Raw genomic sequence first — 25,056 nt, 5'->3', positions numbered from 1 at the left:
CCTGCCGAGAGTCTCTTAAAAGCGAACATTCAAATCATTGGCTAAGTATCAATGCAGCGTCTAGGCTTCCTATCCACTTTTTCTACGGAAACCTTAACATGACTAGCCTGCAGCTTTGTTTCGTCCTGTTAGTCGCCCAGATATTCTTGTTGCACACTCTGACTTCAGAGGCTCAGGCGGCGACTCAACCTGCCTCTATGACAGTATCGTGCGACTCTCTCACAGGACAAACGTCAGGGGTTCAGAGACGGCTAAACCAGTATAGAGAGCTTTTTCGCGGAAAACAGTGTCTTGTTCTCAGTGCTAACCCGAAAAAGGATTTAGCTAAGTTGATCCGCCAGGCTCCTCAAAACACCGTGGTATTGCTCTCATCCAACTCTGTCCATGCAGGTAAAAAACAGGCTATATACGTTACAAACTATCAAATCGTTTTGAAGGATGGTCAGGACATTATTGGAGCCGCTGATGATGGTTTTGAAATCGTCATCGGTTCCCATTTAGGGGGCAACTCTGTAATCAAGGTAGGAACCACTAAAAATTTCCGGTATAGAGAAACAAGAGACAGCAATATAAGACACATTACTTTCTGGCCATTTGGACGCCCTGATGAACCCAGAACTAACACTGTTGTTTTCGCAGAATGTTATAACCGGAGACTGATTATAAAAGACAATGTATTTCATATTCCTGTCCGATCCGCCGTTCATCTTGACTGCAAACAATCTCTGGATGCAGACGCCGATGGCAGCCGCCCTGGCCCTGGCCTCCAATTTGCCAATAACACGATCAAAGGTCACATCATCAAGAACTGGTACCTGAACTACATGCCCGAAGATGGGGTGTCTGTAAATCTTCCTGCTATCAGGAACCAGTCACACAGAATCGCTGTTACTGGTAATACATTCCTGGGCAGAATGGCAGAAGCGGGTGAATTTACTCTTGGGTCCGGAACTCGCCTGGATATTTTCAGAAATACAGTAGACATTGCCAATCATGGCAGTACTAACACACTTCGCGACGCCCGTGCCCAACGATCGCCACGGCTGGGAGGCTTCACGCTTATAGGTCATACCGATGGCAATGCAGAGCCTCCTCAGTTTGACCTGGCAGGCAATCACATCCGGGTAACCGCGAGAACAGCGGCCGCTATAAACGTCAGCGCCCCTCTTAAACTGGCCCTGGCCTGTAACCACCTGCAGGCCGTTAGTCCGTGGCAACAACTTCAAGAACACTTCAGCCTGAAAGCGGCTGATCCATTACCGTTGGGAGGTGAGTGCGAAAGGCCGATGACTTCGACCGTTGAAATGCCAACGCCAAATTCAACCGTTGTCACGCCATCGGTAAACTCAACCGTTTTCATGCCAACAACCATGCCAACAACCGTTCCCTATAACATCAGTCAGATACTGAACACCTGGACAGCCATTAACTCCTCTGCCACGGCCTGTGGTGGACTGACCAACTTCGAAGGTCGTTTCTTCTTTGAATCAGGAGTCTGCCCCACAGTCGCTACGTCCTCTGCTTTTGTTAACAATGTGGCTTTTGGTAGCAACACGATGTCCGCTAAGAGCGCGAGCCCCAGTTCACCGTCGGATGCAACCAGAATGACTACGGGTTTAGGTGTTATAACCACTCTGGCTATATTGCTGGCTCTATAAAACACACTTGGCTCGTCCCGAGCTTGTAGAAGGAGGGTGACAACGCACTTAAAAAACTTCGTACACAGGGGCATGGAGTATTTCCATAGAATTTGTCAGCATCTCAAAATGACATATTCTTTTCAGAAATAGTACGTCGAGCAACGATTATTGAGATCATGAATGAGATCTGACTCCCTCCTGAATCAGCCTGACCGAGGTTTCTGTTAACTCGTTAACCCTTTTCCAGAAAAGTGTTCGCTGTTCTCTATCAGCAGGTTCCAGCGACTGGAACTTCTCCAGAGAAGCCTGAAGCTCCTTTGGGCAAACAGATTCCCGAACGGGCCGAGGTTGATCAGGAAAACTCTCTGTAAAAAGACGATCCCAGTCAAAATGACAACCCGGATCGGCTTTTCCCCTGAAACCAGCTATGTGTTCATGGCCAATAATCCGTTGTGGATCACCCAGGCTGGGGTAGTGCTCCTGCAACAGGCGAATCACATCTTTCAGAGCTGAATATTGTGCATCGGTGAAAGGGAAAACATTCCCGTTGTAGTTAACCAACTCTATTCCAATAGCAAAATCGTTGAGCGCTTCTTTTTCCTGCCAACGACTGATACCAGCATGCCAGGCTCTGTGAGCAGTTCCATTCAGGCAACTGACCAGCTCATAGACGGTCCCGTCCAGATCAATCACCAGGTGAGCTGAAACCCCACAACCTGGACTCGAAATCATGTCCAGCGTACCCTGAAGGTCCACAGCCGTGTAGTGCAGGACCAGAAATTCTACAGGAATTTCCCGGGCGTCAAAGTTGGGGCTGGGATGTGAAATGAAACTTAAAGCCATTGATTTGCCTGTAAAAAGTCTGGGATCCATTGAACTGATAGCGTAACCAGCCATCCAGTCAGAGATCAAGGGCGTATTTTAAGGTATTTATCACCCGATCAAGGAACTTTGAGCTTCATTTGCGCCATAGTCAGCTTTTCAATTCCCTGTATCATTAGCTCATTTGGGAGAAAGAATATGGCCAAAGGCTTACTGAAACATCAGGAACGACAGGCTGCACTGAACTTGCTTGGCAAGGATCTTGCCCGCAGGGCCAGTTCAAAGTGTGAGCTTTGTGAAGCAGCCGGTGTTCCGCTTAACATCTGGGAAGTAGCTCCTGTTCCTGAAGAGCCCGATTTTGAGCACTGCCTGATGACCTGTGACATTTGCGGTGAGCAACTCAGCCTTTTTGAAAGGAAACCCGCAAAAATGAACGTTGACCACTGGCGCTGTCTGGGCAAAAGCGTCTGGAGCCAAGTTCCGGCCGCCCAGGTGATGTCCGTCAGAGTCCTTCGCCAAATCTCAGGGCAATACCCCTGGGCTGCTGAAATCCTCGAACACGTCTTCCTTGAACCTGAAACAGAAAGCTGGGCTCAGAAGATTGAGTGAGCCCTGCTTCACTCTGCCTGATGGCCGATAAAGTCCTGGTCACATTGTTTCTAACAGTGAAGTGTTTATTGAGACTTGAGATCAACGTCCCGGTTCATGCCAACAAATTTGCGTTTTCGATGCTTACCCTTGTGTTCCGTCAGAGCTCTGGCATTCTTGCAGACTGCTCCGCACGGCCGCTGTTGGCCGTCCAATCCGACAACGGTCACGTAGCAGGTTTGTCGCCCACTGTGGTCTTTTCTTCTGTGATCTGACAGAACTTTAGAACTCCTACAAACCTTCGCGCACGGGCGCTGCTGGCCATCTTTGCCGACCACGATCCGGTCACAGATTTGTTGCCCGCTGTGCTCTCTTCTTTTGTGATCCGCCAAGGATCCGGCACTCTTGCAGATCCTACCACATGGCCACACCAAACCATCCTCCCCAACCACGATCCTGTCACAGATTTGTTGCCCGCTGTGGGCTCTTATTTTGTGAGACGCCAGACAAGGAGCATTCTTGCAAACCATCCCGCATGGGCGCTGTCGGCCATCCTCTCCGACCACGGTCACGTAACAGGTTTGTTGCCTGCCATGCACCATTTTTTTGTGGTTCGCCATGGTTTGAGCATTCTTGCAGATCTTCTTGCATGCTCGCTGCTGACCATACTCCCCGACCACAGTCATGTTACAGGTTTCTGGCCCTTTATGATTATTTCTATTGTGATCCATCAGGGCACGAGCATTCTTGCAGACTTTCCCGCATGGCCGCGGCTGACCATCCTCCCCGACCACTCTGACATCACAGCTATGTTGCCTTGGATGACTTCTTTTTTTGTGAGATGACAGAGCCCGAGCATTCTTGCAAACTCTCCCACATAGTCGCTCTTGGCCACCCTCTCCAACCAAGATCACGTGACAGATTTTTTGCCCGCTGTTGTTCCTGGCTTGTGCTTCGTCTGTCCGGGAAAGATGGGGTTGGCTCTGACCTGACTGGGATAATTCAGTGATTGTCTGTGGTGTTTCTGAAGAGTCAAGCGCAAGGGAAAACCCAGCTTCCTGGCAAAGTTCAGTTGGATCGACTAACCCATTAATGACCCCAAACTCATTCGCTGTAAAACGCAATCCGTCGTTCATTAGCACAAGACCATTAAGCGGCCCGGCAACGTCAGTTGGATAGGTGCCCCCCGCACGCATTGAGTCTGAGGTGTCCCTGTCTAAGGCAACCTCATCCAAAGCGCAGGCATTGTTGGCAGGGTTGCAGTCAAACTCATACGCCAAATCAAGCAGTTGATTAGAAATCAACGAGAGTTGAATACCAGAAAGATCATCCAGTATTTCGTTTTGTTCGAAATGCGTCGCTTCAAAAGGATCAAAATCGTCTATGCGACTAATGCTGTGTTTATTAGCCAAATGAGGGCATGAGCTCTGTCCGGGGTTTGCTCCGTTGAAGCCCATCGAAGTTTCTGCCGAATTCAGCAGCCAATTATCGGGGCTTCCATTATCAGAGAATGGTCGGAAACTACAAACACCACGACAAGGGTGAACGAAACAATTTAAACCCAAAGTATGTGAGTGTTGTTGAGAACCTCCTCCACTACCGCCTGAGTCAGAATACATGAGGCTGGAGATAAAGCCTCCGGGGAGATTAGCAGCTTGTGGAGCTCGCTGTCCCGATGATGTTGATGGTTGATGTGGTCGCTGGTTGTGTCCAGAGCCAAACATCATTGTAATAGTGTCTAACGAATGGTCCTGACTCACCTTTTGTTGTTCAATCGGGTTAGACATCAGTAACCCGGAGTTCCAATAGCTTTTTAAAAGCCAACCGACAGCGACAAGCACTTCTACAGATAACCATGAATAAGGATTGGAATTCAGGGGGGCGTCTTTGATGGTCAGTATCAGTTTGTGAGCCACCTGCAGGTCAGTGGCATAAAGTAACTGCCACGAAATCGACTCAATGATGGTCGCTTTTATCCCATAGCCGCCAAGTCTGTGTGGTTTGTCATCAGGCGGCCTGGTTGGTCCTGTATAGCCATTTGTGTCGGCAATATCTGACGGGTTACCCTGCGGTGAATGTCGGACACCTTTGATAGAAAAGCTCTGATGCGAAAATCCTGCATTTGGTTCAGCCCCGACAGCAAAACATCCTGTCCACGGTTCAGCCTGACAGACGACAGACAACCCGAGTACCAAAAACAGCGGCGCCATAAGGAGTAGGTATTGAATAATTCTATCCTGGCATTCTGGTTCACAGACAAGAAGGATAGATCACCCCAAGAAAGTGGGCTTCGAAATACTCTGGTTCTGATTTATTAACACCATGATTCCGCAGCTCTTCGAATGAATGTCTGCAAAATCCAGAACCGGGCAACCTCAACGTTTGTTACTTTTCTGATAGTTCTCAATCGCTTGCTGGCGACGTTTACTGACCGTCAACTGTTCCTGTACACGATCTCGTTCAAGCTGGCAGGCTGATATCATTCCCTGATAGAGCGTCTGGAGTTCTTCGAGCAGATCCTTCACCTCTTCCGAGGGAGCAGAGCCACTTTCCAGCGCTTCTTCGATCGCCTGACGTGCTTCAGAATCCAAAACTTCCAGCGTTGTCCAATCCCTGCTTCGGATAGCCTCGCCAAGAGTATAAATGGAATTCTGGAGCTTCTCTTTGACAATGTCGGTTTTGTTCATCGGTAACCTCTCTACCATCAGCGATGTCGGCCTGAGCCTGAGTGTAGACAGTCATGCTAACGGCATCTGCCAAATGAAGTGTCTAAGACGATGATCACTCCAGTTTATATCGTTGAGTTTTTGCTATTGTTTAAGCTCACCAGAATGCTGATGAATATTATGGATTGGTAGACTAGCAGCCTGTCGGACTTAAGCGTCCGTAGCGAGGATTGCAAGAAATTGAGGATAAAAATTTCTGCTTCTGAGGAGAATAGCGAGCTATTTGACGAAGAAGCAGGAATTTTTAGACCAATTTATTGCAACCGCAGTAGGACAGCCTTAAGTCCGACAGGCTGCTAGCCTCCGGGAATTTGCTTTTCACGCTTTGCCTTGAATATGATAAGAATTAATGAAAGGTGTTTGGACCGTCCCAGCGCAAGCAGGAGGCTGCGTGAAAAGCCTATTTTTTTATCTGAAAAGTCTTTGTTCGTACCCGGGATTTAAACAATATCCTCACGGACTCAGTCTGCTTTTACTGTCCGGCTTTTCAGCCTTTGCTCTTGCAGAAGAAACGGTAGACAGGCCTGCCGACCTCAGTCTCACCCAGGTCATTGCGCCTTTGTTTTTTGTCATTGTGCTGATTTTTGCCCTGGCCTGGATCGTGAAGAAACTGAATATAGGCACACCCACGGCAGGTCAGGGGATAAAAGTGGTTTCCAGCATTCCGGTTTCCAGTCAGGCCAGAGTCTGTCTGATTCGAATTGGCGAAAAGGATATCCTGCTGGGAGTCACCAATCAGCAAGTCAGTCTGATTCATACGTTTGACGAATCTCCCTTGCTGCCTGATAAGAAGGAAAATCAGCAGGATTTTGCTGTTCAGTTCAAAAACCTGCTGAAAGGTGGCAGCTCGAAATAAGCTACTTCCCTTCTCTTGCTCATGTCATTTTTCACAAGAACGGTTGGTTCCCGATCCTCGAAGAGTGTTGAATGAATCTCTGGAGTGGGTGTCAGTATCAGGATAATGAGCAGAGTAATAGAATGTGCCTGATACAGACTCATAACGTTTTTTCAGTCGACGTCCCCTGGGCCCGGCCTTGTAGTACTCACCACGAATGAGGATACGATACAAACCTTCTTTGTCGTACATATCAGGAGTCCATTCGACGGTAGCAACACCAGCTTGCCATTTGAACCGGGTAGTCCAGTCGTCATCTGTAGCAATCGTATCCCATAGTCCTGTACAGTCATCCTTCCTCTGCACATAGAAAAAACTATCAAGATCCATTCCCGATCTTGGGTGTGATGCAATGTAACGAAGCTTCAATGACTGGCCTGAGTGAATATTACTCTGATTATCAGTCACCACCTTTCCGAATAGAGCATCATATTTTTCCAGAACATCCTCCATATGGACATCGTCGTACAGATAACTCAAATCCAACGGTGTCGCTTCATCCACAGGTGGTGGCTCTTTTTTGCTCAATTGCATGTAAAGACTGGAAAAAGCCTGCAACATGGCACTCAGCTCCCAAGGACCGTATAAAGTGGAGGCTCCCTCGTAATGCTGTTTAGAGAACTCCTCTGCTGTACTCAAATAACTGGCATAATCGTTGGAATACCCAGCGATTACAATATGTCTCAAGGGAATACCGGAAAGTTCTGACAACCTCTTTCGAAGCCTTCTCCCCGCCATGACTGTCGGTTCAACGGGCAATGCAGCAATCTGAAAATTCCCCAGCTGAGCCAGCATTAAAGGCAAGACTTCGGGAACCCAGGGCTGATTAATAACTTCCCGATGCATGTTACCCGAGGGAAATACATCATTGAAATAATGGAAGTTTTTTTCACTTCCCAATGACAGCATGACCGGTTTGGGTCTCTGACATCTCAGTTCTTCTTCTGACGGAGAGGTCAGAAAATCGGTGATTTTTCTTATCCACCATTGCTCATTTTTTCGGCCTTCATAAGCCCCCAGTATTAACCTCACCAGAAAAGGTGACCGGCCATCTTCTGTGCCTGCAGCAAAACTATACCCCATAGCTGGATTGCAGGTTTTTACCAGCTCTGGCTGTCCCGAATATTCTTGCCGGACTTCATAGTTGGAAAAATCCACCCAGTTTTGCACCGACACAATGGGTCCAAAAACTTTCCTGCCTCTGGCATTAAACAGTTCCAGGGCTTTTTTAAACTGTCTTTGGCCGATTTCCCTGACACTTTCATCCGGAGTTTTACCCGGTCCGGTGCCATCAAGATTCAGGTTAGGCGTCATATCCCCAGCGTTAGATTGAGGAAAGGCTGCAATGAATGAAGCCACTCCCCAGTTGTACTTTGCATGACGTTCAAAAGCCCAGCTGGCATAGCCTTTGTTGTCACTGCTTAATAAATGATTGCTGCCAGGATAGGAGACTGCATGGGTGGCAAACCAGGTGATGGCACCTAATGGTTGACCACCCCGGGTAAACCTGAGTTGCTGAACAATCCGGTCGATAGAGTCCTTTTGGCTGGCATCCACATTATTTTCATAGGCCGACAAAGAGCGATTGCGGCTGGCATTGTCCAATAACCCGGTTTTCATCCAGATCTCAGAAGGAGCGAGGTCTTCATGGGCCATCCTGACGGCCTGAACAATGCCCGATACCATCTTTTCAAAAGCCCTGTCATCGAATACGCCATGAGGCATATTGTATAGAAAATGATGGGACTGACCGGCTGCTGCACTGTGGGTATGAGTCGCTGTCAGGATGACGTTATGACGGTTATAAAGAGAACCAAACTGCTGTTCCAACCGGGTGAGAACCGCTTGGTAAACACTGGCAAAAACAGCTCCGGCATCAATGACCACAATGGCAAGACGATGACTTTTCTCATCCTGACTCACCACAAATGCTCTGGCCCACTGACGATCATTTATTCCGGCACTGATCTGACTGCTATCGGCATAACCCATCATGCCACTGCCCACTGCCGGGCCGGTGATATCCGCTTTACTGACCCCTACCCAATAAGAAGCACTGGCCCAGGGCGTCAAAAGGAGCAGCATTAAAATGAGGCTACCAGGAGGAAATGTGAGTCGGTTCATAAATACCCCTATCAATTCAGGAGAGGGGAGTATAGCTGGCTCTCAGATTTAGCAAGGCTCACAGGACAGGCAATTGGGGAAAACTACCATAAAAACAACAGCAAAAACACAGTTATCCAACAAGTTATCCACAGGATACACCTGATTTTACAGAAAGGTTATAAAGCGGTTGCCAGTGAGAAAGGAAAGGGGGTTGCAATACAGAAATAATCTTTTCCCACATTGGCGAAAAAAGATTATTTCTGCGTTATCACTATTGCTTCATCATCATGCCAACCAGTTGCAGCATCTGCATTTCTGTCTGGCAAATTTTCTGAAGATCTGCCTGGGTCTCCCTGCTCATATCACCCAGTCGATCATTCATTTCATCCTGTCCGTGCCATTTTTCAGCAGCCATATCTTCCGGGTAAGCCGCTACCAGTCTGTCATGGAGTCCCTGCTGCTTTTCCCAGAGAACACTGAGCATAATGATAAGAATGGGAGGAGCCTGCCCTGTTAGTGAACGAAGCCTGATATAGGTCCAGTACAACTGAGCAATTCGAAAAGTGCTGTTGCGCAGACACAAAAGGGATAGATAAGCTTCTTCCTGATCAGTCATGAAGTGTCTCCTCGGTCCTTTAGGGCACCCAGAACTCCTCATCAGAAGACTTACGAATGTCTTCAGGCTTGAGTAATACTGCGGATGAGGGTCACTCAGACAGCCTTCAGAAAGCAACCCGTAAAATCACTGTAACATGGTCATCACAATTGCCCATAGAGAAAATCGACCCATTTTCCAGCTTCTGAACAGGGGTCATCAACAACCGGAAAAATCTCTGGTTAAAAAAGTTATCCACTTTTCCACAAAAACCCTTATCAACCCCCTGAATGAACTGTGGATAAGTGAAAAGCAGCCTTTGAATCCGGCTTCATTGAAGAGCTGGTTAAAAAATAGCCAACACCTCAATAAATAACCCTCGCCCGGCCACTTACCCTTTTAAGCGGTTTGACGGCTACTTAAGAACGGCACCCGGCGGCTGTCTGATCACACGTCTGATACCTAGCCAACCTGACAGGCCAATCAGCAAAGCACTGATAATGGGTAGCGTAAACCAGAGCCAGATAGCAGGCTGCCAGGAAAGCTCAAAGACCTGAACATTCAACCAAACGCTACAGAGTTCTGTGCCTAAAACGGCGATCACGCCGGAGAATGCTCCCATAATGAAGAATTCTCCTGTCTGCATGATCACAAGTTGCTTTCTGCTTCCACCCAGAGATCGAATTAAAGCGCCCTCACGCAGTCGGGTATCAAGACTGGCTTCTACAGCCGATGCCAGTACCAGCAAACCCGCCAGCAGCAGCGCCAGAAGCATGGCTTCCACCGCAAGAACGGACTGCTCAAGCATCATCTGAACCTGACTGATAACAGCATCCATATCCAACAGACTGATGGTTGGAAACTGTCGAACCAGTTCATTCAAAACCAGCCGGTCATCAGGTGGCAGATAAAAACTATTCAGCCAGGTGGCTGGCAACCCCTTCAGAGAAGTTTCTGGCAAAACCATATAAAAGTTGGGTTGGAAGGACTCCCATTGAACTTCCCTGATACTGGTGACCTCGGCAGTCAGTTTCGTCCCCGCAATCATGAACGACAGTTCATCACCCAGATTGACCCCCAGGTGTTCGACAATAGACTTCTCAATGGAAATCTCACCGGTATCACCCGGTTGCCACCAATCCCCTGCCACTATCTCGGCTTCAGATACAGGTTGGTCTGACCAGGTCATGTTCAACTCACGATGCAGGGAGTTATGATCCCTCTGCTTTTCTGAAACAGCCTCTTTGGCCGGCTGACCATTGATTTCAATCAGACGACCCCGAACCATAGGATAAAGGGACGTTCCTTCTATATCATTGCTCTGCAGGAAGTTCTGAAAGGGCTCCACTTCTGCCGACTGAATATTGATCGCAAAGTAATTGGGGGTTTTCTCAGGTAATTGTTGCTGCCAGCGTTGCAGTAAATCTGTTCTTACCAACAGCACCAACGCCATAGCCATGAACGTCAGGGTAAAGGCTATCAGCTGGGCAGATGTTTGTCCCTGTTCCTGCAGCAGTCGTTTCACACCAAGCCGCCAGACCATAGGTACGGGCTGCTCTGAAAGGCGACGATGAACGCTTGCTAGTCCGACTTTGACCGCCAGCATGATTATTGATATGACGGTGCCGACCCCAAGAATGATTCCCGCTGTCATCAAAAACTGGCCTGTGTGATACCAGAGCAGCAACAACATGGAAAGCAGAGATAGCCCATACACTGACCAAACGCCTGCGGCAGACGGTGTCAGCTCACGTCTTAGCACCCTCAATGGCGTAACTTCCCTCAGCCTCAGTAAGGGAGCCAGTCCAAATCCAATCAGTGTAATAATTCCGGTCAAACCACCCAGAACCATGGGCATAGAACCGGCCTCCGGGAGCCATACGGGTAAAACACCCGCCAACAGTTTGACCACTCCCGTTTGTAACAACCAGCCAATGAACACTCCGGGTAGTGCAACCAGAATAGCCATCAAGAGCAGCTCTCCGATAAAAATCTGCATGAGCTGATTCTGCTGCGCTCCCATGCACCGCATCACAGCGATACCATCAAAGCGTCGTTCGGCAAAGCGGCGACTGGACATGGCAACTGCGATACCTGCCAGAAGCATGGCAGCAATACTGCCCAGTCCCAAAAACTGCCTTAGAAGTACAACAGAACTGCGCAGGTCTTCACGGTCGTCTTCTGCCAGATTCAGCTTTTCGCTGTCGGATAAAAGGGGCTCAATCTTATTTTTGAATCCTGTCAGCTGGTGTTCTTCGCCCGCAATCAAGGTTTTCCAGTGAACCCGACTGCCTGGCTGGATAATTCCAGTAGCATCCAGATCGTTTATGTTGAACATCAGGCGGGGAGACAGACTGTAAAAACCACCCCCACGATCGGTTTCCAGAGTGATGGCACGTGCGACTTTGAACTCTGACTCCCCAAGTATCAAAGTGTCGCCTACTTCAACGCCCAGGAGCGGAAACAATCTGGGCTCCAGCCAGACTTCCCCTTCGTCAGGCGTATCCTCAGTCACTTCATCCGGTGCAAAAGGCTGATCAGCCGCTCTCATTTGCCCACGTAGGGGATAATTACTGGATACCGCTTTAGCTGAAACCAGCTGCATCTGATCTCCAGCCATGACTACTGAAGGAAACTCCAGAACAGTGGCCTGCTCAACAGGTTGGCTTGCTATCGTCTGACTCACCTCTTCAGACAGCTTTGTGGGACTGCTAATGACCAGATCAGCCCCCATCACCTCGGCTACCTGTCTACCCAGTGAAAGTTGTAGCCTGTCGCTGAAAATCGCGATAGCGGTGCTGACGCTCACTGCCATCAGAAGAGATAACATCAGCAGCCAGAGTTCACCGGATCGCCAGTCCCTCACCAGAAAACGCCAAGAGAGCATAAGACTTCGACTCATTTGGCTGCTCCGGAGTGTTCAACCTCTTCTTCCAGACGCCCCTGAGTCAGCTTTAAGACTCGCTGACAGCGCCGGGCTAACTGCAAATCGTGAGTCACCAGAACCAGGGTTGTTTTGTTTTCCCGGTTCACTTCAAAGAGCAAGTTAATGATACTTTCCCCGGTTTTTTCATCCAGATTGCCCGTCGGCTCGTCTGCAAACAGAATGTCTGGCTGCCCGGCAAAAGCCCTGGCAATGGCAACCCGCTGTTGTTCTCCACCGGATAACTGTCTGGGGTAGTGAGTCAGCCTTTGAGATAATCCCACCCTTTCAAGTAACGTTCTGGCATGCGTCTGGGGGCTCTCTTTTCCTGCCAGTTCCAGGGGTAGCATGACGTTTTCCAGTGCGGTCAGATTGGGCAGAAGATGGAAAGACTGAAAAACAAAGCCGGTATGATCAGCCCTGACCCGGGCTCTGGCGTCTTCATCCAGATGATCAATCCGGTTTCCAGCCAGAGCCACCTCACCCTGAGTAGGCTGATCAAGACCTGCAAGAATGCCCAGCAGAGTAGATTTGCCGGACCCTGAAGTCCCGATGATGGCGACAGACTCCCCGGACTTGATCTTGAGATCGAGTCCGGACAAGATGGTGAGCGATCCACTCCGGGCTGTCACTGTTTTAATCAGAGATTGCGCCGAAACGGCAATGGGGGATCCTGTGCTAATAATCATACGCAGTTGTTTGCCGATGTATAAATTAATTGTTATTGGGCGGTTTTTTTCTGTGAAAAATAGTGCGTTTTACCCGCGTTCATATTCGAGGATGACACAAAATAGTCTTTTTTTCTCATGGCTTTCTATACGCTCATGGCTGTTTATCGGATCTCTCACCCTGAGCTGGAATACATCCGCAGCCGAGAAAACCCTGCTGGTTTATGGTGACAGTCTCAGTGCGGCTTATGGTATTGAAATTAATCAAGGATGGGTTCATTTATTACAGCAAAAAATGCAACAAGCCAACCCTGACTGGAAAGTGGTCAATGTCAGTATCAGTGGCGAGACAACAGCGGGAGGCCTGAGTCGGCTAAAAACGACACTAGATAAATATAAGCCTAAGCTCATACTCTTGGAATTGGGGGCAAACGACGGGCTTCGGGGCACTTCTCTGGAGAGCACGAAACAGAACCTTGAAAAAATGATTGAAATGGCCCAGGCCAATAACGTCAAAACCGTCCTGTTTGAGATGCAGATTCCTCCCAATTACGGACCAATCTATACCCGTAAATTTACAAACATTTTTCAGGAACTGGGCAAAACCTACAACCTGACTGTTGTACCCTTCTTTCTTCAGGGTGTTGCAGGAAACAGTAATTTGAATCAGCCTGATGGCATCCACCCAAGCGCCGGCGCACAACCAAAACTGCTCAAAAATATCTGGACTACTCTCCAGCCACTCCTGAAGTGAAATTAAACTGCCCAACCATCTGTCGGCCACTGACTTAGAGCCTCATCCGGTTGGAGGGGACCTGCCCTTCTTTGAAGAAATTTTCGGGCTGGCAGGTCAAATTTTTCGTCTATGCTCATATTCGTTTTTATTAGGGACGGATTGAGCTATGCGTCATTATTTTATTCATCAATCAAGATGGCTTTTTTTATTTGTTTTGTTAACGGGCCCGCAAGTGCTAGCCACCCCCTGTAAGAATTGCGGCAAAGAGAGTGAGCCCGGTAAGGATGGGCAAATGTTCTGCCAAACCTGTAACTCATTGAAGTTTACTTCTCCACCTCCCAGCCCGTCATCCTCCGATAATGAAAGTTTGAAAAACTTTGCAGCTCGAAAGAACGCCACCGAAACAATAAACTCCATCACACCTTCTCCCAAGGTAGCTCCGTCATCCTATAGCATCTCGTTATCGAAGGGTAAAAATGATGATGAGTTGATGGCTCAAATTCGCGTCAATGACATGGCTCGAATTCATGTCAGTGACATGGTTGTTGATGGCGATGTGCGGGAAGATAGCGATGCATTTACTAAGGTGCTTGCCAAGGTTATTGCTCAGGATCTGATGGAGATTGATGAAAACATGAAGGTGAGTCATCTGAAAGTTAAGCTGGAGGAGAGTCATCATCTGCAGAAGTTGTTGAAGATGGTGGAACAACAACTAAAGCAGTTGAAGATGTTGCAAAAGTCGCAAAAACTGTACCATGCACAGCTCAATGCAGGCGCTCTGAAGACACAAAAGATGCCAATTCATGAAAAGCTAATAGCTCTTAATCATGAGAGAGCGGCGAAAATAGCCTCATCTCAATGGCCGAGCCTGTCAGATATGCGAATGACTAATCTGCTCAGTGCTGAGTTTCAGAATTCTCAACTGATGATGGATCTTACCTCAGTTTTCCAGGCTATTCAGGGAGGAAATATGATACAGCTGCTCATTACTCAGAGTGTGGCAGCAGATGAGGGCAGTCAGGCTGCCGCAGGTACAGTTACGCCGATGATACTTGGCTTTATTATTCCAGACCCTGCTATGGACGGTCATAAAGAGTCTACAGATATGCACCTGCTCACGGGAACCCGGCCAGTGCAAGTAAATCAAGATAATTTAAAAAACGTACTCACAGACATGATGAAGGCACTCGGTGAAAACAAACACAATGCTCATTTATCTTTACACTTCTTTCTGAGCCCTCCAACGTATCTTCACGATAACGAAGATCCTCTACCATCAACGTTTAATATCGAAAATTCAATTAATCTTAATCCTTCCCTTGGCGGATTTGCCTTCGACAAGGTCTTTTGACCACAAACAGTATTTGATCAGCCCGAGGATGTATTTTTTGCCGCTGTTCTCAGGTGACGCGGGAAGTGCTTTGTTAATTGATTCATGATGGGTATCTCCTGCGTTGTGAGGGATAAAAGCTTGCAGCCGGGTTGTGATTTTTGAAGACGTCCTCAAATCAGCGCTTCAGGTTGAAAAGTTTTAAACGGCCAGACTGCTGGTTCTGATGTTGCGATTGAACCGCATCATGGAATGAACCCTGATCCTTCATGGCCCCGACATATCATCGGGCCGGGCGGGTCTTGCCTTTCGTTGAGACATATTCTGGCTGGCAGGGAAAGATTTTAGTCTATGCTCATATTCGCTTTTGATTAAGGGCGGATTGAGATATGCGGCATTATTTTATTCATCTGGCGAGATGGTTTTTCTTATTTATTTTGTTGTTTAGCCTAAAAGTGTCAGCTAGCCCCTGTAAGAATTGCGGTAAAGAGAATGAGCCCGGTAAGGATCCGCAAATGTTGTGCCAAGCCTGTGATTGCGAGAAGCTTACTTCTCTGGCTTCCAGTCCGTCATCCCCCGCTAATGAAGGTTTGAAAAACTCTGCAGCCAAAAAGGACGCCACCGGAGCAACGAACGATGAGATACCTGTTCCCCCCAAGTTAGATCCGTCACCCTATGGGATCTGGTTAACGAAGGATGAAAATGAAGGTTCGTTGAAGGCTCGAATTCAAGTTAGTGACGAGACTTTGGATGCTTTTGAGCGGGAAGACGGCAATGCATATGCAAGGGCAGTTGCCAAGATACTTGCTCTGAATATGACCGAGATTGCTGAAGACATGGATGTGAATGAATTGGATGTTAGTTTGGAGGGGGAGCATCACTGTCAAAAGAAAATGGAGAGGCGGGATCCTCAAAACCTGCATAAGTCCCTGAAATTTTTTATGCGTCGCTTTCAAAAACAGATGAAGAAGGGGGCTCACAGTCAGTTGGAGAGGTTGCAAGAACTGCATCAGGCACAGCTTAATGCAGGAGCCCTGCAGATAAAAAAGATGCCAATCCACAAAAAGGCAACAGCCCTTACTCATAAGAGAACTGCGAGAATAGACCCCTCTCAATGGCCGAACCTGTCAGATATGGGAATGACTCTCCTGCTCAGTGCTGAGTTTCAGAATTCCCAACTGATGATGGATCTTACTTCAGTTTTTCAGGCTATTCAGGAAGGAAATATGATACAGCTGATCATTACTCGAATGGTAGTGGCCGATGAGGGCAACAAGGCTGCCGCCGCCACAGTTAAGCCGATATTGCTTGGAGCTATTATTCCGGACCCTGCTATGAACGGTCATACAGAGTCTACGGATATGCACCTGCTAATAGGGCGGCTGCCAGTGCATGTTAATCAGGATAATTTAATGAACGTACTTACAGCCATTATGCAGGCGCTCGGTAAAAGACGGCGCAATGCTCATTTATCTTTACACTTTTTTCTGAGCCCTCAAATGTCTATTCAGGACATCGAAGATCCTCTACCATCAACGATCAATATCGAACATTCGATTAATCCTGATCCTTTTCTTGGCGGCTTTGCCACTGATAAGTCCTTTTGACTGCGCACAGTATTGTCGAATTAATACATTCAGTGCAATCATCACTGACTTATAAGTCAGAAGACGTTTACTCTACTGATTCTGACGATGCGATTTGAACGCATCATGAACTGACCTCTGATCCCGGACGAGCTCGTCATATGATCGAGTAGTATGGGACTTGCCTCTCTCTATGAATTCTGTTGGCGGGCAGTGCAAAATTTTAGTCTATGCTCATATTCGTTTTTTTATTAAGGACGGATTGAGATATGCATGGTTATGTTATTCATCCATCGAGATGGCTTTCTTTATTTGTTTTGTTGCTTAGTGTGAAAGTGCTGGCTGCCCCCTGTACCTGTCAGCGTTGCGGCAAAGAGCTGTTCTGCCGAACCTGTGATTCCGGGAATTCTACTTCTCCACCACCTGGTTCGTCATCCTGCGCTGATGAAGATTTGGAAAGCTCTGCAGCAAAAAACACCACCGGAGCAACGAGCTCTGAGACACCTGATCCCGATGAGGGTTATCCCTTACCCTATAGGTTCTTGACGGTAGAGAAGGATGAAAATAATGATGCGTTAATTGTTCATGTTAAAGTCGTACGCAGGATTATTGATGCCATCGAGCGGGAAGCAGATGCCGATAAATGTGTCAGGGTATTGGCTGAGCAGATTGCTTCTAATCTGGTAGATGTGGCCAATCTCAGGGGGTTAGATCATGTAAATTTTAAGTTGGACGAGGGGGATAGGGAGCGTCTGCCAAAGCTATTTGAGATGGTGGAGCAAAAGCAAAAGCAGATGGAGTTCTTGAAAAAAATGTTTCTGGCAGCGCGCAGAGCAGGAGCCGGAGCCGAATGGCCAATAGTAATAAATCACCCAATCCATGTAATGAAGTCCCCAATCCATGAAAGGGTAGAAACTCTGACTCAAGAAAGAGCCGCGAAAATAGACTCATCCCAATGGCCGGATCTGTCAGATATGGGAATGTTTCACCTGCTCACTGCTGAGTTTCAGAACGCCTCACTGATGATCGATCTCACTTCTGTTTTTCAAGCTATTCAGGAAGGAAATTTGATACAGCTGATCATTACCCGAATGGCAGTGGCCGATGGGGGTAATCAGGCTGCCGCGAGCACAGTCACGCCGGTGATGCTTGCAGCTATTATTCCGGATGCATTCACTGGGTGCAGCCTTTGCAGCGGTGACGGTCAAACAGATTCTACGTATATTCATCTGGTATGGGGAACCCCGACAATGGATATCAATGAACAAAACCTGCCCCTGCCAGTGCGTTTTAAACAACATAACTTAATGAATGTACTCACAGCCGTTATGAATGTAGTCAGTGAAAACGAGCACAATGCAGATTTATCTTTACACCTTTTTACAACCCCTCGAACCTATGTTATTCAGGATGACGAATATCACCCATTGTGTAGACTCAATCTCAGAGATCGGATTAATCCTGGCCTTCCCGTCAGCGTAATCGCCACTGATGGTGGAATAAGTCAATAAGTGCAATCATCACAAGTTCAGGAGTCAGTAGACGTTTGTTGTGCTGACTCCATTGAATGGTAAAAAAAGCCCCCAGTGTTTTGCGGCTGATGGCATTGCTGATAGCTGCAAGGCTGAGTCCCGAGAGCTGTTTCCAGTTCACATCGCTTTTGATAGGCCCCCGACTCTTAACGGCGATCAGGTTAAACTGCATGATTTCGTTGGCAACAATCTCGTTTGCTCCATTTTCCCCAAGCATGTCCCGAGACAGAACCCGGCACTTTCGACTGACCTCCCTGGCATCAGGCCTGCTTGAATACTCCGTCAGCAAATAACCCTGCTCAAGTCGGTGATGGGCCTCCCGGGCATTTGCCTGAGCATAACAACTGAGACGCCAGGCTCCCGCTGAGGTACCCAGAAGGTTCAGGGGTTGCTGCCTGTCTTTGAAGTATTCTCCTATCAGACACTTGTCCAGACCTGTTAGCACGAACCATTTAGGACCGCCCGAAGCTCCCAGCATGACATCAATACCGGACTGAGGAAGACCTTCATCTCGTATTTTTGCCAGAGCCCCGGAACCGGCCCTGATTTCAAGGACATCAGCCATTACCGGACTGCTCTGACAACGCTTGTCGGATATCTTCAGGGATGGGAGAAGCTTTCCCGGCCTGATAATCATAGTGAATCAACACTGCCTTGCCTCGTGCCGCCAGAACGTCTTTCTGCCAAGCTTCATGATAGATACACATGGATGAATTACCCACCTTCTCAAGGCAGGTTCTGATTTCAACATCAGCCCCGTACTTTAGCTGTGCTGTATATTCCACTTCAATTCTGGCAATGATCAGTCGCCAGGTTTCGGTATCCAGACCCGGAGAAAACAGACGAAAGATCGGCTCTCTGGCCTGTTCAAACCATACGGGCAGAACCGTGTTATTTATGTGCCCCAGGGCATCTGTCTCAGAAAAGCGGGGAGAGAGGGTATGCAGGTACATCAGTATTCTTCTTTATAATTGGAAACCTGCTTTGAATAGACTGCAATGGCTTCCTGCTGTCAGTATTATTGTTTAATCAGTTTCCTATGATGCCTGCATGAGAAAAAGATGCAAATAGTCGTTTAGCATGTCTGAAGCTATTCAGGATACACAATGGCAGGAGTCCATTTCAGCCATTCAGGCTTCGGTTCGTCAGCCAACTCGAACGACGTTTCCGGAGCAACCCGAACTCCCTGCTCTGGTGTCGCAAAGGCGATGCCACCTGCCAGAACCGCTTCGAGAGACTCTGTTCGAATGCTGGCACCACTGAACAAACCAAAGTGGAAATCCACGCCACTGGCATTCCAGAATTGGCTTTTTTTGGTGACCAGCGGAGCGTAGCGATCCTCGATGTTGAGAAAAATAATGACTTTGTTGGCCGGGTTACCTAGCTTGAATCCGGTGACCACACCTACCGGAATTTCCCGGTAATAAACGGGATTGCCCGGTTTAATGGAGCCCAGTTGAGTGCTGACCAACTGAATACGCAGACCACCAGAGCGAGGCTGGTCGTCAGGCGCTCGTGGGTCTGCAACAAAAACATCACGCTTGGCAGCAGCTTGAGAGCGTGCCGGCGACACGCTGATATAAAGACCCGTCAGCAGTGTTTCCAGATGAGCCGTGTTAGTCAGGCCAAGTTTGGGTTTGACCAGCCAGAATCTGGAACCTCTGCGAGCCAGCCAATCTGCGCTTTCATTAAGCAATATTGTGGCTTGTATGGCTTTTTTGGCATCATCCAGATTAAGCTCTGTTACTCTTCCCATTTCCAAACCTTTGTACTTCAGTCGTGTACCTACCTGAAGGCCATCCGCAGATTCAAACTGAATGTGTATGAACTTGCCTGTTTCGCTTGCCTGATTAATATCGTCATACAAAATAAACCGGGTTTTGTTGGGAACTCTGGCTGCATCAGGGTTAGGGGTTTTAAATGCAATGCCGCCTGATAGCATAGAATTTAGTGTGCCCGCCCTGACCTTGAACCCCTGCAATCCACCTTCCAATGTCACACCGCTGATATTCCAGAAAAGTGTACTTTTATTCACAAGATGTTGATATTCAGGCTTGATCAATATTTTGACCACCACACCGTCTTTTCCCAGCGAGTAGGACTCCACCTCACCGACAGGCATCTTTCTGTAGAGGACAGGACTCCCTTGATTCAGGCCTTCAAGAGAGTCGGCCCTGAGTTCAAGGTGCAAGCCCGGAGAGGAGGGTGAAGCCGGAGGCTTATTGGCCAGACCCATGAACTCTTTTTCCGGTTCTGCTTTTTTCATATCAACCTGACTGACATCCATAGCGATATAGCGGCCAGCCAACAAGGTTTCCAGACCGGTGATGCCTTTCAGGTTTATTTGTGGTGCCACCATCCAGAAACGGGCACCTTTTACCAGAATGTTCCCGGCTTCGGGACGAATAACGGCCTCGGCAATAATGGCTGAGTAATCCTCATTAAACGACGTATCTTTGATAACGCCCACTTCCATACCATGGAACAGTATTTTTGATTTCTCCTGACCAAGGGCAACATCCAGAGGGAACTTAATAGAAATACGGATACCCGCTTCCGCTGCATCATAATCGTTATACAAAGGAAAGCGGGCTCCATCGGAAGCTTCCGGCTCTTTTTCCTCCCATTCCGGAGTGTAAAGAGCAACCCCGCCCTGAATCATGGAAATCAACGACTGAGTTCTCACCTTCAGGTGGGTCAGGCTTCCGGAAATATCCACTCCCCCTGCATTCCAGAAGCGGGTATTTTTTCTAATCAGATGTCTGAACATCGGCTTGATGTATATATGGATATCGACCCTTTCGTCATCGGACGAGAGAGCGTAACGAGTTACTTCGCCAATCTTTAGACGACGATAATAAACCGGACTACCCTCCTGCACAGAAGACAACTCATCAGCCTGAAGTATCAGGCTCAGTCCACCTTCGTTAATGCCCGGCGTGGGTGGCGACTTTAGCGCCGAAAAGGACAGCTGCTTGCTACCCTTCCCAGAAGGCTTAAAAGCGATATAGTTGCCAGAGACCAGAGTATCCAGACCAGACACTCCCGCTACAGAAAGTTGCGGCTGAACCAGCCAGAACTGACTGTTATCCCTGAGATAATTCTCCATCTGCCGGTCCATTTCCAGCACGACATCGACACCTTCAAGGTCGTCTGTCATGGTCATTCGGGCCACTTTACCGATCGCCAGACCGTTGTACCTGACTTCTGTTTTGCCCACCTGCATGCCTTTGGCGCTGTCAAAGTGAACGTGAACTTCCAGACCGTGTTGATAAAGGGTTCTCCAGATCAGAAAGGCAACGATCATCAAAGCAATGGCAGGCAGCAGCCAGATGGCTGGAACACGACGACGCTCTTTCAGATCAGCGTTCACAGCGATCTTTTTATCGCTCATTGTTGATCTCCTTTCAGACTGAACTGCCTTGACCGGTCCCAAAGTAATCTGGGATCAAAACTCATTGCCGCCCACATAGTCAGCACCACTACCGCAGCAAACGCAAAAGCCGCAGGACCCGCCGTCACAGTGCCCAAATGCCCGAACTGCACCAGTGCAACGAGCAGCGAGATAATAAAAATATCCAGCATGGACCAGCGGCCAATCCAGACAATCAGTCGATACAAGACGGTCTGACGACCCGGGTTCATCCTTCGTGTATGCACACAAACCAGCAGCCACACCATGCCCAAAAGTTTCATCAGAGGGACCAGGATGCTCGCTGTAAAAACCAACAGAGCAATGGGTGCCATACCATGATGCACCAGCTCTATAACACCCGACATGATGGTATCCGGCTTGCTGCGCCCAAATCGGCTTACGGTCATTATCGGCAGCATATTTGCAGGTATGTAGAGCAGTCCGGCGGTCAGGGTCAGAGCCCAGGACCGGGACAGACTGTCTTTTTTTCTTAACCGCACTTTACTGCCACAACGGGGACATCGGTCATCTTCTGCCTGACAAACCTTGTGGCAATCCAGACACAGTTTTATCCCACGGTCAGCACCACTGGACATCAGGCTGGATTGATCCGGATCCGATGCAGTCATTCATCCTCTCCCAGCATTGTCCAGATCTCATGTTCATTCAGGTTCAGGGTGATGATCAATTCACAAAGCATCAGCCCGGCAAAGCAATACAAGCCTATGCCTACCTGCGCACTGGCCATATCTGCCAGTTTGATGACCGCCACCAGGGCACCCAGAAAATAGATTTCCGTCATACCCCACTCTTGCAGATGGGCATACAGTCTGAGCAGACTTCTGGATAACCTGCGCCACCGGCCGTTGACGGCAGGAACTTTGATGCTAGTCACTATGATCTGAAGCAGAATCAAAAGACGCAGCAGAGGGATCAGAATGGCAAACAACAGAACCAGTAAGGCAATTGCACCATAATCCCCTTGATAAAGAGCGACAACACCTCCGGAAATGGTGCTTTGCTGAACATTCCCCAGAATGTCCATGGACAGAACAGGGTAATAATTGGCCGGTATGAACAGAATTAAACCGGTCACAACAAGAGCCAGGCAACGCTGGATGCCTGCAGGGCGGTGAGACTCCAGCACACAGCCACATCGAGGGCATGCAGCCTGCTGCCGATAGGCTGGATCATGTCTGAAGACCGGGGTATTTATCATCAGGTCACAGTCAGGACAAAGCCTGATGCCTGAATCAAAACTCGTCTCTTTTTTAACCATACAGGTATATCTGGGGAAGAAACTGAACAAATTCTGCCATATAATCTGCCAGTGAATTTTAGCTGTTCTGATTGCCTTGTCTCTATATCGGCAGCACGGACCAGTACTGCGCCCCGGTTCACTGTGAGGCGTCAATAACAGATACACAATGATTCAAGAGGTCAAGGTATGCTTCCCGTTGAGCGTCGAGAGCACATTCTGTCTTACGTTGAAGAAAAAGGTTGTGCCAATATCGAAGAGATGGCGGAGAAATTCGATGTTTCCCAGATGACTATTCGTCGCGATATACGCACTCTGGAGCAGGAGGACAAACTGCGCGTCACCTATGGCGGTGCAGTATCCAAAAGCTTCCTGATGGAAGATATCCCCTACGAAAAGAAGAACGCTGTCAACATTGAAGAGAAAAAGTCCATTGCTCACGAGGCCCTCAAGCTGGTCAAGGAAGGACAGATCATTCTGCTGGATGCCGGTACAAGCACCATGGCCCTGGCCAAACTGATGATGCGCATGAAGGTCACCATTGTGACCCCGGACCTGAAGATCGCTCTGCAACTTTCAGACTCCTCCACCGCCAGGGTCTACACCACGGGAGGTCTGGTCAGCGCCATTACCAAGGCTCACTGTGACACAACCGCCCTGTCTTTCCTGGACAGCATTAACGCAGACATTGCTTTTCTGGCGACCAACAGCTGGAGTCTGCAACACGGTATGACCACTGCCTCTACCGACCATTACTTTATTCGTCGCAAGATGCTGGAACGTGCAACCCGCAGTGTTCTGCTGGCAGACTCCAGCAAGTTCGGAGCTTCCAGCATGAAGACTATCTGTCAGCTGGATGAGCTGGATACCATTATCACGGACAGCCGTTTCGATGACGAGAGTCTGGCGGCCATCAGGGAATCAGGCGGTCATATTATCCGCTCCTGATGATGCGACAGCATCTCATCACACCTTTTGCGACAGCTTCTTTGGCGTGGTGACATCTTCTAAACTCACAGCTATAAAATAGGTTGAGACCAGCCAGATGTTGCTGTGAGTAATGAAACCCCTGATCAGTATGCCAATGGGCGACCCGGCCGGAATCGGCCCGGAAGTCCTGATAAAAGCACTTTCAGCCAATGACTTTTCCGATGCCTCTCGATTACTGGTCGTCGGCTATGTGGAGATCCTTCAGCAAACTATCTCGTCCTGCAATTTGCCCCTTACTATCAAGTCTGTGAAGACCTGTGCAGATATTGATCCCCGGACGGGTATTCTCAATGTCCTTGAGCCTCCCAACCCCCGCCAAATTTTCGAGCTGGGCAAGGTTTCCGCTGCCGCAGGAAAGATGGCCTACGACTGTATTCAACTCGCAACTCAACTGGCTCTGGACAAAGAAGCCCACGCTCTTGTAACGCCTCCCATTAACAAGATGTCTCTGGACGCAGCCAATATCAGAGAAACAGGACACACCGAAATTCTTGCCGATCTGACAGACAGCAAACACCCACTCACTTTGTTTGAGGTTGCAGGCTTGAAAGTATTTTTTCTCTCACGACATTTGTCTCTCAGGCTGGCGTGTGACTTCGTTACTCAAAAGAACCTGATTCAATGTGCTGAAAGCGCGGTTGATGCCCTGAAATCGCTAGGTATTGAGGCCCCTCACCTGGCTATAGCAGGGTTAAATCCTCATTGTGGAGATAACGGACTGTTTGGACATGAAGAACAAGAAGAAATCTGGCCCGCTGTCCGTAAACTGCAACAACTTGGATTCAACGTGTCGGGCCCCTTGCCTGCCGACTCAGTGTTTTATCAGGCTCTGAATGGACAGTTTGATGCCGTCATCTCGCTCTACCACGATCAGGGACACATCGCGACCAAGATGGTGGACTTCCATAAAACCATTTCCATCACCTGTGGCTTGCCCTTTCTAAGAACGTCAGTAGATCATGGCACCGCTTATGATATTGCCGGAAAAGGTGTTGCTTCTGCCGTCAGCATGACCGAAGCAATAAAGGTTGCGATCCGTTATCTGAGAATGATGGGAACACTGGCTCTTTGATTCATTGCTACTGCAAGCGTTTTACCAATCCATTAATCCTAAACAGTAACGGAATAAAAAATATCGACTTCCAGACCTGCCCATGGACCCGGGCCAGGCTTTTTTTCCAATTTTTTCTCTTCAACCCTGAAGTATTCTCAACTCTCTGCCGATAGCGGATTCAGCCAGTTCTGA

The 25,056-nt window shown here is 48.4% G+C and carries 21 protein-coding genes; 9 read left to right on the top strand and 12 right to left on the bottom strand.

Annotated features, from left to right (window positions below; all coding sequences use genetic code 11):
* Nucleotides 1-98 precede the first annotated feature (98 nt).
* Complete coding sequence (locus tag KBW69_RS06615; RefSeq protein WP_257280355.1) at nucleotides 99-1,658, top strand: hypothetical protein; 1,560 nt, start codon at nucleotides 99-101, stop codon at nucleotides 1,656-1,658.
* Between the two features lie 156 nt (nucleotides 1,659-1,814).
* Here KBW69_RS06615 and KBW69_RS06610 read toward each other — a convergent pair whose 3' ends face one another.
* On the bottom strand, nucleotides 1,815-2,483 hold the full coding sequence (locus KBW69_RS06610) for an N-acetylmuramoyl-L-alanine amidase (protein ID WP_257253161.1): 669 nt from the start codon (nucleotides 2,481-2,483) through the stop codon (nucleotides 1,815-1,817).
* 177 nt (nucleotides 2,484-2,660) lie between these two features.
* On the opposite strand from KBW69_RS06610, the gene KBW69_RS06605 reads away from it, so the two are divergent.
* Nucleotides 2,661-3,071 (top strand): phnA protein, encoded by a 411-nt coding sequence (locus tag KBW69_RS06605; protein ID WP_257253163.1) that lies wholly within the window; start codon nucleotides 2,661-2,663, stop codon nucleotides 3,069-3,071.
* 65 nt (nucleotides 3,072-3,136) lie between these two features.
* Here the strand turns inward: KBW69_RS06605 and KBW69_RS06600 are convergent, their stop codons facing one another.
* Nucleotides 3,137-5,260, bottom strand: a complete 2,124-nt coding sequence (locus KBW69_RS06600) for a hypothetical protein (RefSeq protein ID WP_257275307.1) — start codon at nucleotides 5,258-5,260, stop codon at nucleotides 3,137-3,139.
* Nucleotides 5,261-5,425: 165 nt separating this feature from the next.
* Complete coding sequence (locus KBW69_RS06595; RefSeq protein WP_257253359.1) at nucleotides 5,426-5,737, bottom strand: hypothetical protein; 312 nt, start codon at nucleotides 5,735-5,737, stop codon at nucleotides 5,426-5,428.
* 430 nt (nucleotides 5,738-6,167) lie between these two features.
* On the opposite strand from KBW69_RS06595, the gene fliO reads away from it, so the two are divergent.
* Nucleotides 6,168-6,632, top strand: a complete 465-nt coding sequence (fliO, locus tag KBW69_RS06590; RefSeq protein ID WP_257274794.1) for a flagellar biosynthetic protein FliO — start codon at nucleotides 6,168-6,170, stop codon at nucleotides 6,630-6,632.
* 24 nt (nucleotides 6,633-6,656) lie between these two features.
* Here the strand turns inward: fliO and KBW69_RS06585 are convergent, their stop codons facing one another.
* From KBW69_RS06585 to KBW69_RS06570, 4 genes are all read right to left on the bottom strand, one after another.
* Nucleotides 6,657-8,795 (bottom strand): neutral/alkaline ceramidase, encoded by a 2,139-nt coding sequence (locus KBW69_RS06585; RefSeq protein WP_257280354.1) that lies wholly within the window; start codon nucleotides 8,793-8,795, stop codon nucleotides 6,657-6,659.
* A gap of 253 nt (nucleotides 8,796-9,048) precedes the next feature.
* Entirely contained in the window at nucleotides 9,049-9,393 is a 345-nt protein-coding gene (locus tag KBW69_RS06580) for a hypothetical protein (RefSeq protein WP_257280353.1), read from the bottom strand.
* Between the two features lie 394 nt (nucleotides 9,394-9,787).
* A complete protein-coding gene (locus tag KBW69_RS06575) occupies nucleotides 9,788-12,274 on the bottom strand; it encodes an ABC transporter permease (protein WP_257280352.1) in 2,487 nt (828 codons plus the stop codon).
* Nucleotides 12,271-12,984, bottom strand: coding sequence for an ABC transporter ATP-binding protein (locus KBW69_RS06570; protein ID WP_257252497.1), 714 nt, complete (start codon nucleotides 12,982-12,984; stop codon nucleotides 12,271-12,273). Before KBW69_RS06570 ends, KBW69_RS06575 begins: the two co-directional genes overlap by 4 nt.
* Nucleotides 12,985-13,075: 91 nt before the next feature.
* Here KBW69_RS06570 and KBW69_RS06565 point away from each other — a divergent pair, with 91 nt between their 5' ends.
* The 4 genes from KBW69_RS06565 (at nucleotide 13,076) to KBW69_RS06550 (ending at nucleotide 18,126) form a co-directional block, all read left to right on the top strand.
* Nucleotides 13,076-13,717: an arylesterase gene (locus KBW69_RS06565; RefSeq protein ID WP_257274789.1), complete on the top strand. Its 642-nt coding sequence runs from the start codon at nucleotides 13,076-13,078 to the stop codon at nucleotides 13,715-13,717.
* Nucleotides 13,718-13,991: 274 nt separating this feature from the next.
* Nucleotides 13,992-15,050 (top strand): hypothetical protein, encoded by a 1,059-nt coding sequence (locus KBW69_RS06560; protein WP_257280351.1) that lies wholly within the window; start codon nucleotides 13,992-13,994, stop codon nucleotides 15,048-15,050.
* Nucleotides 15,051-15,418: 368 nt separating this feature from the next.
* Nucleotides 15,419-16,636: a hypothetical protein gene (locus tag KBW69_RS06555; RefSeq protein WP_257280350.1), complete on the top strand. Its 1,218-nt coding sequence runs from the start codon at nucleotides 15,419-15,421 to the stop codon at nucleotides 16,634-16,636.
* Between the two features lie 248 nt (nucleotides 16,637-16,884).
* Nucleotides 16,885-18,126, top strand: a complete 1,242-nt coding sequence (locus tag KBW69_RS06550; RefSeq protein ID WP_257280349.1) for a hypothetical protein — start codon at nucleotides 16,885-16,887, stop codon at nucleotides 18,124-18,126.
* Here the strand turns inward: KBW69_RS06550 and KBW69_RS06545 are convergent.
* From KBW69_RS06545 to KBW69_RS06525, 5 genes are all read right to left on the bottom strand, one after another.
* Complete coding sequence (locus KBW69_RS06545) at nucleotides 18,089-18,712, bottom strand: hypothetical protein (protein WP_257254118.1); 624 nt, start codon at nucleotides 18,710-18,712, stop codon at nucleotides 18,089-18,091. The two genes, KBW69_RS06550 and KBW69_RS06545, sit on opposite strands and share 38 nt — an antisense overlap.
* Nucleotides 18,705-19,100: a thioesterase family protein gene (locus KBW69_RS06540; protein ID WP_257254119.1), complete on the bottom strand. Its 396-nt coding sequence runs from the start codon at nucleotides 19,098-19,100 to the stop codon at nucleotides 18,705-18,707. Before KBW69_RS06540 ends, KBW69_RS06545 begins: the two co-directional genes overlap by 8 nt.
* A 137-nt stretch (nucleotides 19,101-19,237) precedes the next feature.
* Complete coding sequence (locus KBW69_RS06535) at nucleotides 19,238-21,541, bottom strand: PqiB family protein (protein ID WP_257280348.1); 2,304 nt, start codon at nucleotides 21,539-21,541, stop codon at nucleotides 19,238-19,240.
* Nucleotides 21,538-22,191, bottom strand: a complete 654-nt coding sequence (locus KBW69_RS06530) for a paraquat-inducible protein A (RefSeq protein WP_257274783.1) — start codon at nucleotides 22,189-22,191, stop codon at nucleotides 21,538-21,540. The genes KBW69_RS06535 and KBW69_RS06530 overlap by 4 nt, the downstream gene beginning before the upstream one ends.
* The gene (locus KBW69_RS06525; protein ID WP_257274782.1) at nucleotides 22,188-22,841 is read right to left on the bottom strand and encodes a paraquat-inducible protein A; all 654 of its coding nucleotides are present in this window, start codon (nucleotides 22,839-22,841) and stop codon (nucleotides 22,188-22,190) included. The genes KBW69_RS06530 and KBW69_RS06525 overlap by 4 nt, the downstream gene beginning before the upstream one ends.
* A gap of 168 nt (nucleotides 22,842-23,009) precedes the next feature.
* On the opposite strand from KBW69_RS06525, the gene KBW69_RS06520 reads away from it, so the two are divergent.
* On the top strand, nucleotides 23,010-23,768 hold the full coding sequence (locus tag KBW69_RS06520; RefSeq protein WP_257274781.1) for a DeoR/GlpR family DNA-binding transcription regulator: 759 nt from the start codon (nucleotides 23,010-23,012) through the stop codon (nucleotides 23,766-23,768).
* Between the two features lie 112 nt (nucleotides 23,769-23,880).
* The gene (gene pdxA / locus KBW69_RS06515; RefSeq protein ID WP_257280346.1) at nucleotides 23,881-24,882 is read left to right on the top strand and encodes a 4-hydroxythreonine-4-phosphate dehydrogenase PdxA; all 1,002 of its coding nucleotides are present in this window, start codon (nucleotides 23,881-23,883) and stop codon (nucleotides 24,880-24,882) included.
* The last annotated feature ends 174 nt before the right edge of the window (nucleotides 24,883-25,056 follow it).

Origin of the sequence: Endozoicomonas sp. ISHI1 (assembly GCF_024606225.1) — a bacterium.
In the GTDB taxonomy this organism is placed as follows: Bacteria; Pseudomonadota; Gammaproteobacteria; order Pseudomonadales; family Endozoicomonadaceae; genus Endozoicomonas_A.
The sequence above is the reverse complement of the archived record's forward strand: the minus strand, read 5'-3'. Positions and strand labels throughout refer to the sequence as shown.